The organism is Castellaniella sp. MT123 (genome assembly GCF_039614765.1).
Taxonomy (GTDB): domain Bacteria; phylum Pseudomonadota; class Gammaproteobacteria; order Burkholderiales; family Burkholderiaceae_B; genus Castellaniella.
In genome coordinates this window covers 2,967,062-2,978,649 of record NZ_CP154879.1, presented here as the reverse complement: position 1 = coordinate 2,978,649, position 11,588 = coordinate 2,967,062, and the positions used below count along the sequence as shown (strand labels likewise).

Annotated in this window: 8 protein-coding genes, 1 tRNA gene and 2 pseudogenes; 7 read left to right on the top strand and 4 right to left on the bottom strand. The window is 57.7% G+C overall.

Going from position 1 to position 11,588, the window contains the following annotated elements; genetic code table 11:
• Nucleotides 1–33: 33 nt before the first annotated feature.
• Nucleotides 34–1,311 carry a glutamyl-tRNA reductase gene (hemA, locus tag ABCV34_RS14050; RefSeq protein WP_345796834.1) on the bottom strand — a complete coding sequence of 426 codons (1,278 nt, stop codon included), beginning with the start codon at nucleotides 1,309–1,311 and terminating at the stop codon, nucleotides 34–36.
• Nucleotides 1,312–1,430: 119 nt separating this feature from the next.
• Here hemA and ABCV34_RS14045 point away from each other — a divergent pair.
• The 4 genes from ABCV34_RS14045 to ABCV34_RS14030 all read left to right on the top strand — a co-directional run bounded on the left by ABCV34_RS14045 (nucleotide 1,431) and on the right by ABCV34_RS14030 (nucleotide 4,615).
• A tRNA-Phe gene (locus tag ABCV34_RS14045) sits at nucleotides 1,431–1,506 on the top strand.
• 185 nt (nucleotides 1,507–1,691) lie between these two features.
• Entirely contained in the window at nucleotides 1,692–2,081 is a 390-nt protein-coding gene (locus ABCV34_RS14040) for a LysR substrate-binding domain-containing protein (RefSeq protein ID WP_345796833.1), read from the top strand.
• A gap of 312 nt (nucleotides 2,082–2,393) precedes the next feature.
• Nucleotides 2,394–3,692 carry a diguanylate cyclase gene (locus tag ABCV34_RS14035; RefSeq protein ID WP_345796832.1) on the top strand — a complete coding sequence of 433 codons (1,299 nt, stop codon included), beginning with the start codon at nucleotides 2,394–2,396 and terminating at the stop codon, nucleotides 3,690–3,692.
• A 362-nt stretch (nucleotides 3,693–4,054) separates the two neighbouring features.
• Entirely contained in the window at nucleotides 4,055–4,615 is a 561-nt protein-coding gene (locus tag ABCV34_RS14030; RefSeq protein ID WP_345796831.1) for a hypothetical protein, read from the top strand.
• 267 nt (nucleotides 4,616–4,882) lie between these two features.
• On the opposite strand, the gene ABCV34_RS14025 is transcribed toward ABCV34_RS14030, so the two are convergent.
• On the bottom strand, nucleotides 4,883–5,995 hold the full coding sequence (locus ABCV34_RS14025; protein ID WP_345796829.1) for a phosphoserine transaminase: 1,113 nt from the start codon (nucleotides 5,993–5,995) through the stop codon (nucleotides 4,883–4,885).
• Nucleotides 5,996–6,015: 20 nt separating this feature from the next.
• On the bottom strand, nucleotides 6,016–8,205 hold the full coding sequence (locus ABCV34_RS14020; protein ID WP_345796828.1) for a hypothetical protein: 2,190 nt from the start codon (nucleotides 8,203–8,205) through the stop codon (nucleotides 6,016–6,018).
• Nucleotides 8,206–8,339: 134 nt separating this feature from the next.
• On the opposite strand from ABCV34_RS14020, the pseudogene ABCV34_RS14015 reads away from it, so the two are divergent.
• Both ABCV34_RS14015 and ABCV34_RS14010 read left to right on the top strand, forming a co-directional pair.
• Nucleotides 8,340–9,310, top strand: a pseudogene (locus ABCV34_RS14015) (IS5 family transposase).
• A 260-nt stretch (nucleotides 9,311–9,570) separates the two neighbouring features.
• Nucleotides 9,571–9,876, top strand: a complete 306-nt coding sequence (locus ABCV34_RS14010; protein ID WP_345796827.1) for a hypothetical protein — start codon at nucleotides 9,571–9,573, stop codon at nucleotides 9,874–9,876.
• Nucleotides 9,877–9,893: 17 nt separating this feature from the next.
• On the opposite strand, the pseudogene ABCV34_RS14005 reads toward ABCV34_RS14010, so the two are convergent.
• Nucleotides 9,894–10,037 (bottom strand): annotated as a pseudogene (locus ABCV34_RS14005) (IS3 family transposase); the annotation flags it as partial.
• 367 nt (nucleotides 10,038–10,404) lie between these two features.
• Between ABCV34_RS14005 and ABCV34_RS14000 the strand changes: the two are divergent.
• The gene (locus ABCV34_RS14000; RefSeq protein WP_345796826.1) at nucleotides 10,405–11,523 is read left to right on the top strand and encodes an NAD(P)-dependent alcohol dehydrogenase; all 1,119 of its coding nucleotides are present in this window, start codon (nucleotides 10,405–10,407) and stop codon (nucleotides 11,521–11,523) included.
• Nucleotides 11,524–11,588: the final 65 nt, after the last annotated feature.

Sequence of the window (11,588 nt, the reverse complement as noted above, 5' to 3'; positions counted from 1 at the left end):
GCCGGGTCGAGCAAATAAAACGCGGAAAAGCCGCTACCGGCGGCGTGCGCCGGATTCGGGCAGCAGGCGCGGCAGCAGAGACAACAACTGGGCGCGTTCGGTGCCTTCGCTGCGGTTGAGCGCCGCCAAAGGCCCATGCATGTATTTGTGCGTCAGGCCGTAGGCCAGGGATTCGAGGACGGCATCGGGGTCGTCACCGCGCGCCAGCAGACGCCGGGCGCGGTCCAGTTCGGCCAGGCGCAGCGCGTCGGCATTCTGCTGATAGTCGATGATGGCCGGCACGATGGCGCGATTGCTGAGCCAGTGCATGAAATGCTGCACGCGCGCCTCGATGATGGCTTCCGCCTGGACCACCGCGGCCCGGCGCGCGTCGGTGCCCGACTGCACCATGCGGCCCAGGTCATCGACCGTGTATAGATAGACGTCAGCCAGCCGACCGACCTCGGGTTCGATGTCGCGCGGCACGGCCAGATCGACCATGACCATGGGGCGGTGGCGACGCGTGCGCGCAGCCCTTTCCACCATCCCCAGACCGAGGATGGGCAAGGATGAGGCCGTACAGGAGACGACCACATCGAATTCCGCCAAATGTTCCGGCAGCGACGACAGTTTGAGCGTGCGCGCATCGAACTGCGCAGCCAACGATTCGGCCCGCTCGACCGTGCGGTTGGCCACCGCGATCTGGCGGGGCCGCACCGCCGCGAAGTGGGTCGCGCAGAGTTCGATCATTTCGCCCGCACCGATGAAGAGCACGTTCGAAGAGGACAGATCGCCCAGCACGCGTTCGGTCAGTCGCACAGCGGCGGCCGCCATCGACACGGAATGGGCGCCGATCGCGGTCTGCGAGCGGACTTCCTTCGCCACGGAAAAGGTGCGCTGGAACAGCTGATGCAGCAAGGTGCCTAGCGTGCCGGCCTGTTCGGCGGCCCGCACGGCGTCTTTCATCTGCCCCAGGATCTGCGGTTCGCCCAGCACCATGGAATCCAGGCCGCTGGCGACCCGGAACGCGTGGCGCACGGCGTCGTTGCGCTGGTACTGATACAGGTGGGGCGTCAGCTGGCCGGTTTCCAGCCGATTGAATTCCGCCAGCCAGCCCGGCAATTCGGCACTGATGCCCGGATCCGCCGCGCAGTAGATTTCCGTGCGATTGCAGGTGGACAGGATGGCTGCCTCGCGCACCGACGCGCCAAACGCGGAACGCAGGCCGGCCAGCGCCGGTTTCAGCAGGTCGAGCGGAAAGGACACGCGTTCGCGCACCGACACCGGGGCGGACACATGATTCAAGCCAAAAGTGAGGACGTCAACGGACATGCCGCAGGGAAATTTACATGACTGGACGTCGGTATTATAGGTCGCCGCATCCGGATTGGGCCACTGACGTGGTCATTTGTCTGCATCGGATCAAATTTTCGTGTATTATTCTGCGTCTTGGCCCGGTAGCTCAGTCGGTAGAGCAGAGGATTGAAAATCCTTGTGTCGGTGGTTCGATTCCGCCCCGGGCCACCATCCCATCCTTTTTTCCTGTCGCAATCAGCCGCAGGAAGTCGCAAATCCCCCAGCAAACACAAAGACTTAGGCCATTTTTCGGTCGCAAACAGTCGCATTCGATAGCACCAGATCGCAGCTATTGACGGTCCCCCCGTGGTCCCCCAAAGTTCCCTAACCGGAATCGAAACTAGGGGGACCATTTCATGACACTCGTGAGCGTCAGCGGTGTCATCTCGGTGAACGACTCGGAGGCATACCTGAAATGCGGGCTGCAAGGCTTCGGCATGATCCAGTTGCCGCGCTACATGGTCACGCCCTATCTGCAAACAGGCGCGTTGCGCGAGGTGTTGGCTCCATGGGCGCCCGCCCCCATGCCAATCTCTGTGGCATACCTGTACAACCGGCACCTTTCACCCAAAGTGCGCGTATTCGTCGACTGGGTCAGCGAGCTGTTCCAGAATTGCCCACGAATGAGAGACTGCACGGGCGGCAAAGGTTTCAGCCCGGAGTGTGCCTTTGCGTCACAATCAAAGGGCGGTTCGACCATCCGGGATTTCCTGGTACACAACAGTATCGAGGAAACCACGTTCTAGATTTGCCCAGAGAGGCTGGCCTGATCGTGCCCAACCTGGCGCAGTGGATCGGCTGGCAGGCGGGCTTCCTGGCAGAAGTCGCGCGGCATATGCTTTAATCTTTGATCACAATATGCTTGACAGCCCAACCTGGGTTTCCGCCGGCCGGAAGGCCGTGTGACACCCGGGGGTGAATCATCCCGTTCAGTTCGAATCCAGGTGGCGGCCTGATACTAGAGTTCCGGCATTCCTGGCCGCCGCCGGGAGCCAAATCCATGATTTCCCATGCGGAAAAGAACTTACACGCCCGATGCCAACTTCATCGATCTCCTCATGGATGCGGTGGTTGCGGTCGACATAGACGCATGCGTGGTGTTCGCCAGTGCGGCATGCGAACGCATCTTCGGGTACACCCCTGAAGAAATGGTCGGAATGAACATGTTCGACATCATGCTGCCGGAGGATCGTGAACGCACCCGGCAATCGGTGCGCGAGGTCATGGCCGACCACCCTCAGCTTCATTTCGAGAACCGCTATGTGCGCAAGGATGGGCAGATCGTCCATCTCATGTGGGCGACACGCTGGTCACCTGCCGATCAGGTGCGGATCGGCGTAGCGCGCGACATCACCGAACGCAAGCGCGCCGAGTTGATCCAGACTTCGCTCTATGCGATCTCTGAAGCTTCTCACGAGGCCGTGGATCTGCTCACGCTGATTCAGCGCATCCACCAGATCGTCGGCACTTTGCTCCCGGCGGACAATTTCTCCGTCGCGCTATACGATCAGAAAACAGGGTTGCTGAGCTTTCCCTATTACGCGGACCAGTACGAACGCAAGCCCGAGCCCTACAGGCCACTGGCCGGCACGCTCTACGCAAGAATCCTGCAGAGCGGGCAGCCACTCCTGCTAACGCAGGAAACGGCCCCAGCCAATGAACCGGGCATTCATGTCGGCCCGAGCCCCCTTTGCCAATTGGGCGTTCCTCTCAGATCGCACCACGGCACCATCGGGGTGCTGATGCTGAAAAGCTATCCGGACGGCGTGCGCTACAACGAGAAAGATCAGGAATTGCTGCAGTTCATCTCTGCCCAGATCGCCACCGCCATAGAAAGTCAACGAATGCAGGCCCGGCTTCAGCACATGGCGCAATACGATCAACTGACCGGGCTGCCCAATCGCGGGCTGCTGTATGACCGGATCAAGACGGCCCTGCCGATGGCGCGCCGGGAACACGAGCGGCTGTCCGTACTTTATCTCGATCTGGACCAGTTCAAACTGGTCAACGACACCCTGGGCCATAGCGTGGGCGACCTGCTGCTGCAGGAAGTCGCCAGCCGCTTGCAGCAGTGCGTGCGTGAGTCGGATACCGTGGCGCGGATTGGCGGGGATGAATTCGTTGTCCTCCTCCAACGTGTGCCTACACCCGGACATGCCGCAGCGGTCGCGGCAAAAATCCACGACGCAATGCGCCGACCTTTCACGCTGGACGGCCACACCCTGAGCATCGCACCCAGCATCGGGATTGCGCATTACCCCGAGGACGGCGAACTCGCGCAGCAGCTTATCAAACAGGCTGATCACGACATGTACCGGGCGAAACACGAAAAGAAGCTGAAGGCAGCCGGCATGTGACCAGCGGATTTGCTGCGATGTACACCAGGGCGCTCTCACGGTCGATGGCACCGTTCAGGATGTATGAGTCTACTGCCGCGGGTCTTGATCAGCAGGTTGACCTCCTCCCACGAAGTGGACAGGTCTAAGCCAGAGAAACCGGCGTGACGTGATACCGGACATTGATGCGCTGCGCGGGCGCTTCGCCCCGCGCCCCGCCCCTGTACCGGAAGTCCTGGTCCAATTGCCGCCGCCCTCGGCATACGACGCATTGCTGGGAGCCTGTGCATGAATCCTTCGCGGTTTGGCCTCGCGGGCGCGGCACAAAAGCATCTTCATTGCTGCTAAGATGTGACTCCTTTGTAACAATAAAGTGAGCATATATGAATCGTGTAGCTAAAACAACATTGGCGGCAGCAGGCCTCTTATTATTTCTTTCCGGGTGCGAAACAACCAACTCCATCCCGTACAAGGCCTCCACCACCAACGTCATCTCGATTCAGCAAAGTCTGCAATCTCAAGGCAAGACAGTAAACATCGGCTCGATCACACTTGCCCCCGGCGTTGATGAAAGCCTGATGTGCAGAATGAACGGCCCGGTCAAGGTTGCCCCCGGGAAGTCGCTTGCCCAATACATCAAAGAGGCCTTCCAAGAGGAGCTGTTCCTGGCTCAGGTTTACAAATCGAATGCACCAGCAACAATCAATGGCCGTCTGGAGGCCATCAGCTTCAGCTCGGTATCGCCAGCGAGCTGGAACATCACCATGCAGGTCAGTTCAAACTATTCCCCCGGCTATACAGTGTCCGTCAAATATCCCTTCGCAACCAGCTGGACCGCATATTCCGCTTGCAGAAATGTGGCGGATGCATTCGGTCCTGCCGTTCAGGAGCTCCTGAAGCAGGCCGTCACTCATTCACAGTTTCCGCTGTTGGCAGGTTCGTAGACCCGGGCGTCAAGACAGCGATTCAAACTGGCTGATCACAGAAAAATCCGGTGTTTGCTGGGCCTGCCACGGCTCCGTCCTGGCAGGCGAAGCACCCCCGACTGAAGCTGCACCTCACCCGAACGAGCGCTTTGCGGCCAACGCTGTCGAGTGCTGGTTCTCCCCCAGCCCAAGGAAACAAGCAAAAAAATTGACAGATTTCCTTGCCAGCTGCTTTTAATCCTGAAACAGCTTCTTATATCCCATTCGATCCCAGCATATTTGCGGTCATGAATGACATTTTTTGAAATTTTCCATGAAGTCGATCAAGTTCTCGACGGCCGACAGTTGGAGGCCGTTATACAAGGATGCTCGTATACCGCCAATGCTGCGATGACCATTGAGGCCGGAAAATCCGGCTTCTTGCGCGGATGCCAGGAATTGATGCTCAAGATCCTTCGTTTTCAAATTGAAGACGACGTTCATGGTTGAACGGTCTTCCTTGACAACGCGCCCACAATAAAAATCATCACTGGCATCAATTGCCCGATAGAGTGCGCTTGCCTTCTTCATATTCAAATCTGCCATTGCCGCCAGACCGCCAATACTGTCCCGCAGCCATCGCGTGACCAGCAACACGACATAGATGGAAAATACAGGCGGTGTGTTCAGAATGGAGCGCGCATCAATTTGCGCACGATAATCGAGAAAGGCCGGTAGATCGCGCGGCGCATCCTTGAGCAACTCATCCTTCACCACCACGACAGTCACGCCGGCCGGCCCGATATTCTTCTGCGCATGCGCATAGATCATCGAAAACTTGTCGAATGCGCGGGGAGCGGAAAGAAAGTCCGACGACATGTCGCAGATCCTCGGCACGTCATCGCGCCCCGGTATCCGGTGAAATTGAAGGCCTTCGACCGTTTCATTGGAGACGTAGTGCAAATACGGCGCGCCAGGATTAAATTCGATTTCCTCGTCTTTTGGCAAACGCGTGAAGCCGGCCGCCTGTCCGCTCCATGATACGTGGACAGGCCCTTCCCGTCTCGCCTCCGCGATGACCTTGTTGCTCCAATATCCGGTTTGTAAATATTCCGCCGATTGCGTCTTTCCTTTTAATAGCGTCATCGGCACCATCGAGAACTGTTGCGTGGCGCCGCCTTGCAGGAAAAGACAATGGTAGTCCTTCGGCAGGCCTAAAAGGTTCTGGATATTTTCTTCAAGCTCCGCCACCACCACGGCGAACCAATCGGATCGGTGATTGATGCCCAAGATGGATAGTCCAACATCTGGCACAGCAACGATGGATTCCTTTAACTGTTCCAGAACCGTTTCCGGCAATACGCCAGGACCGCCGGAAAAATTGTGCTTATTGAGGTCGTGCTTCGTCACTTTATTCATCGCGTCGTTATGTGAAGGTGTCAGTTCGGATTCTGATCCAGGATCAAGTCTTCCACGGCCTGCTTGATCTTCAGCACATGTTTTTGCTTGTGCGGAAAGAGTTCTACCGGGTCCATGGCATGTACGACACTCGCATGATCGATCTCGAAGATGAGCAACTCGCCGTCCCTGGTTTCCGCGCAATCGATGCAAACGTATTCCAATTGCGAGCGTTCATGGATGCCGAGAAGCGCCGTACGATGTCTTTCCACGAAGGCAGCGAAGTTCTCCATGAACTGAGCCTCTTCCATGCGTTTTTCGCGGTCCTCGTACATGCCGGCATTGACGTAGTGGACCATCCAATGGGATGAAATCGCCATGTGTGCGATGAATGGTGTCTTCTTGACCAAGGCGATGCGATACTTCCTGAACTGACCATCGGCGCTGCTGTAGTCGATGAAATTGGAGATATAGAAATGTTCTTCCGGGACGGTCAGGAAATACCGGGAAAGCGCATCCGCATCTTCGATTTTTTCGAGACCGTGTCCGGCGTACGACCATGTGGGACGAAGGATGACCGGGAAACGGCAATCGCTGAAGATATCTCCTATCGCCGTTTCCCCTCTCGTGACCGCCTCCAGCGTGGATCGCGTCACGTGGTGCGTGAGTGGCATGGATAGACCATGCACGCCTTGCAGCAATCGGCTGGCCGTGTTTCTCTCGACACCAGGGATGTATTGCGGCCGGTTGATCACCGGTTTCTCGTAACGATTCAGTGCTTCTTCCAACGCAGCCAGGATGGCATGGCTATCATCCGTCTGCGAGATCGCCACCATGAGGACGTCATGCTCAGGCATATCTTTCGGGAGAGGCTCGTCAGGCGTGGCGAAATAGAAGACGAGGTCGATACAGCTATCCTCCAACAGGCAATCGAGAGGGGTATTCTGGGCCAGGTCGCCTGACGACACAATCATCAGCAATCTGGCTTTTGCCGGTTGTTGCGTTGCCGGGGAGTGATACAGGCGCTGCATAGCGAGTGCTTCAGCCTGCATCGCCAAGGCAAGTTCCTTCTGCGCCATGGTGAAAAACAGGGTGGACAGGTTCATCCAGAGGAAAGCATTGCCCTGGTGTAAATTCGTCTCGCTCAACAGGATGTCGGCAATTTGCCGCAAATCGACGTTCGCGATATTCAGTCTCAAAAATGGGGCAAGCGCGAGAAAGCGTTTCCCTGACTGTTGAAGGAGTTCAAGACAGGTCCTGGCCATTGCAGCATGCTCTTTCCGCTGCTTGGATAACTGCGGTTCCTCGCAAAAAAACATATCGAAAAATGCGCGCTTCGCGTTGCTTCTTGGGGATGCCCAGAAATCGGAATACTGTTCGATGATGGTGTCGCCGTCACGCAACGTCACTTCCCATTTTTTCTTCAGCAGGACGACATGCACATACGTCGCGAAACTTTCAACAAAATCCTCATGAACGCTGGCTGATGCGCGCAGGGTTGGAAAGAAAGTCGCCGCCAACCCCTGATAGATCAAGCGGATGTCGCTGGCGGGAAGTTTGCCTTGCTCATGGAACTTGGCGCCTTGACGCAAAAGGAAATCCTGTTGATGGACGGGTTGTATTTTTCCTTGTTGGTCAAATGCCCAGCCCAGATCGAGAAATGGGTATGACCCTTTTCGAAACGGCGCCTCTTCCCACCAATTCGGCAGCAGATCACTCTCGGCCGCCATGACACGGCCGAATTCGTGCAGCAGAATGAATTGCATCGCGGCTGTTCTGTTGTCCGCCGCGTCTTCCACAATTTTCACGTCGAGCTGTACGGTACCTGTGCCTTTATCCAGGAATGAATGGTTTTCATTCCAAGTGGCCCATTCGTTGGCTGTTTGACTGAGAAACACATGGGTGTCGATGACGACGAATGCGCCGATCAAATCGCCGTTGGGATAAGCAATGACGCCCGTGGTGGCGGATGAATCCAGTCCTGACATGAAGAATATGCCAAGGAGCTTGAATTCCAGCTTTTCCCTCAGGGAAACCGGTAATTCCGCAATGGCATCCCGGATATCACCGGCAAATTCCAGGCCGGAGTCGAAAGGCAAAGCGTTATTGGCGCGGGAATGGTCTTGGGTAATGCAAGACACCAATTCGTCGGGGGCGATCCCGATTCGCTGTTCAAGAGGCTCCGTGAGCATCGCTTCCCATCGCAACGAATTATTCGATATGTGGATCATGCCGTGACAGGAATTGACTCGTTGCAACGATTTTAGGTGTGCTGACTTAGGGAAAACTTAGGGAAGGTCTGAACAAGTCCTGCGGACCTGACAGAATGTAGTTTGTTGAGTGAGACCCAATCAGGAGGGCCCCGATGAACCAGTTGAGCTTCTCTGACGCCGAATTCGTCGGCAAGCGCAAGGTGACCCGCCGCGAGAAGTTTCTCGCCGAGATGGAGCGGGCCATTCCCTGGAAGGTCTTTGCCGCTCTGGTTGAGCCCCACTATCCGAAGGCGGGCAATGGCCGCAGGCCCTACCCACTGGAGGTGATGCTGCGCATCCACTTCATGCAGCAGTGGTTCAACCTGTCGGACCCGGCCATGGAAGAGGCGCTGTACGACAGCACCTCGATTCGCCGCTTTGCCAAGCTCTCGCTGGCGCGTGGCAGTATCCCGGACGAGACGACGATCCTCAACTTCCGCCACCTCTTGGAGCACCACGACATCGCCGCCGACGCCTTGGAGGCGGTCAACCTGTTGCTGGCCGACCAGGGAATGATGGTGCGCAAGGGCACGATCGTGGATCGCAACGATCATCGAGGCACCCAGCTCCACCAAGAACGCGACAGGCACGCGAGACCCCGAGATACACCAGGCCAAGAAGGGCAATCAGTGGCACTTTGGCATGAAGGCCCACATAGGCGTGGACATGACTGGCATCGTGCATACCGTGATTGGCACGGCGGCCAACGTGAGCGATGTGACCCCAGGCGCACGCTTTGCTGCATGGTGAGGAGGAGCTGGCGCTGGGCGATGCGGGCTACCAGGGGGTTGAGAAGCGGCAAGAGAATCTGGGGCGCAATGTCCGGTGGCATATTGCCCTGCGCCCGGGCAAGCGTCGGTTGCTGGGCAGAAGCAATATGGGCCGGATACTGGAATCCTACGAGCGGGCCAAGGCCAGTCTTCGGTCTCGGGTGGAGCATCCGTTGCGGGTAATTAAGCGCCAGTTCGGCTTTACCAAGGTGCGCTATCGGGGGCTGGCGAAGAACACGGCGCAGTTGAAGATGCTGTTTACGCTGGCGAACCTGTGGAAGGTGCGCCACCATTTGATGGCGACGGCAGGATAGGTGCGCCCGAAATGGGCGAAGCAAGCCCAAAGCAGGTCGCTCAGGGTGAAAATCACCCCGATTTTGACCAATTTTTGAGCACTTCTTCTGCATTATGAAATCTGGGCTGATTGCGCGGTTTGGGCTGATTTCCCAAACGGCTTGTTCAGACCTTCCCTAACAGTGCCCGTTTCGGGCAAATGTACGATCATCAGTGTCAACGCGCCATGCTATGCTGAATTGCGCTTTGCCCAATCCATCATCAAAAGGAAGAGGCTGATATGAATAAGTTCATTTCCTACGCCATGGGAAGCCTGTTTGCAGCGACTGTGTTGTTCACACAAGTTGCCACGGCGGCATCACCTGCCGCGTCCGACTGCGCGTCCAAGGCCGTCAGCAAAGACGGTAAGCCGCTCGCAGGTGCCGCGAAGGCTTCATTTGTGAAGAAATGCGAAGCCGATGCCAAACGCGCTGCTGCATCCGCTTGCGCTGAGAAGGCAGTCGACAAGAATGGCAAGCCTCTCGCCGGCGCCGCGAAAAGTTCATTCATGAAGAAGTGTGAAGTCGACGCCAAGGCTGGCAAGTAGTGGGTTTGCCCCTGTAATTTGGGTATGAAGGCGACGTAATCACGCTTGATCGCCTTCACGAAACTCTCGGCCATGCCCATGCTCTGGGGACTGCGCGCCGCCGTGGTGACGGGTTTCAGGCCGATCTGCTGGTCAAACGCCCGTGTTTTTGCAGCGATGTAGGCGACCTGATCTGCCCCGGCTTTTTCGATCCAAGGTAACTTGAGACAATGGCCTCTCAGAGAGCGAGAGGCATATGAAGAAGACGCGATTCAGCGCTTTGTCGTGTTCCAGCTTGGCGTTCTGCCTCTGTGCATTCTGGTAGGCCCCGTCCTGCGCCACGCGCACCGAAATCTCCTCTGTAATGACCTTGCGATCTTGTCGCCGTGGGCGTGCGGACAGTTTCCAGTACCCATTGACCACCGCACATGGATTGGCGAACATAACCGTTGTCTTCAGCGTATTCGCACGGGCCAGGCCACAATCAATTTTCGTTCGGACGCCCAGGGTCTCGCCGCGCAAAATTCGGCGTCCTCAGGAGAAAACCTCATGAAAATCAAAGCCCTCGTAGTCGACCGTCAGAACGGCCCCTTCGTGCCGCAGGAGATCGACCTCGCGGAACCCGAGCGCGGTGAAGCGCTGATCCGTATCGTTGCCTGCGGCGTATGTCACACCGACGCCATCACCCGCGCTGGCGACATGCCGATGCCCTTCCCCGCTGTCCTTGGCCACGAGGGCGCCGGCGTGGTCGAACGGGTCGGCCCCGGGGTCACCGAGGTCGCGCCGGGCGACAAGGTCATCATCGGCTGGCCGTCTTGCGGCGTTTGCCGCAACTGCCTCGATGGTCAACCGCGTTATTGCCTCAGAACCGGCGAGGCGCTGGTTTCCGGACGGCGCTTCAAGGGCGACGGCAAAGGCACCACCGCCTATTCGCGCAATGGCGAGCCCCTTAACGGCCACTTCTTTGGCCAATCGTCGTTTGCCACCCATTCCATCGTATCGGCCGACGCGCTCGTCAAAGTGCCAACCGATACGCCTGTCGAGCTGCTCGGCCCTCTGGCCTGCGGCTTGGGAACGGGGGCCGGCGCCGTACTCAACGAAGCCCGCCCTCGGCTAGGCGATTCCGTGTTGATCGCCGGAGTGGGCGCCGTCGGCCTGGCGGCGGTGATGGCCGCCAAGAATTCCGGCGTCACCAAGATCATCGTCGCCGACATCCACGCCAGCCGGCTTGAACTGGCGAAGGAATTCGGGGCCACGCATGTCATCAATTCGCGGGATCAGAATCTCGTCGAGGAAGTCACCAAGGTCACTGGCAGTACGGTGGATTACGCGTTCGATTGCACGGGCGTCATCGCCGTCATCGAGCAACTCGCCGAGACGATCGGCATGCGCGGCCACCTTGTGCTGATCGGCGGCGCACCGGCGGGCGCACGCTTTTCACTCGATCACCTCACCACCCTTTGGGGCAAGACTGTGATGGGCGTGCTGGGCGGGGGCGGGCGCTCCGGCCAATTGATTCCGGCCTTGGTCGAACTGTTCCAGCAAGGGCGATTCCCCTTCGACCGCCTCGTCAAGTTCTACGACATGGACCAGATCGAGCAGGCCCTGGAGGACTCCAAGTCCGGCAAGGTGATCAAGCCGATTTTGCGCATGAGTCATGCTGACTGATCAAAGAGCTAGTCGCGCGACTAGCCAGATTGAGTTCATCAAGGAACCGAATCATCGTCGACGCA

Bases quoted from the DNA above. Each gene is read 5' to 3' on its own strand.
- ABCV34_RS14030 (WP_345796831.1), top strand. From the start codon at position 4,055: ATGAATCGTGTAGCTAAAACAACATTGGCGGCAGCAGGCCTCTTATTA.
- hemA (WP_345796834.1), bottom strand. From the start codon at position 1,311: ATGTCCGTTGACGTCCTCACTTTTGGCTTGAATCATGTGTCCGCCCCG.
- ABCV34_RS14040 (WP_345796833.1), top strand. From the start codon at position 1,692: ATGACACTCGTGAGCGTCAGCGGTGTCATCTCGGTGAACGACTCGGAG.
- ABCV34_RS14025 (WP_345796829.1), bottom strand. From the start codon at position 5,995: ATGAATAAAGTGACGAAGCACGACCTCAATAAGCACAATTTTTCCGGC.
- ABCV34_RS14010 (WP_345796827.1), top strand. From the start codon at position 9,571: ATGAATAAGTTCATTTCCTACGCCATGGGAAGCCTGTTTGCAGCGACT.
- ABCV34_RS14035 (WP_345796832.1), top strand. From the start codon at position 2,394: ATGGATGCGGTGGTTGCGGTCGACATAGACGCATGCGTGGTGTTCGCC.
- ABCV34_RS14020 (WP_345796828.1), bottom strand. From the start codon at position 8,205: ATGATCCACATATCGAATAATTCGTTGCGATGGGAAGCGATGCTCACG.
- ABCV34_RS14000 (WP_345796826.1), top strand. From the start codon at position 10,405: ATGAAAATCAAAGCCCTCGTAGTCGACCGTCAGAACGGCCCCTTCGTG.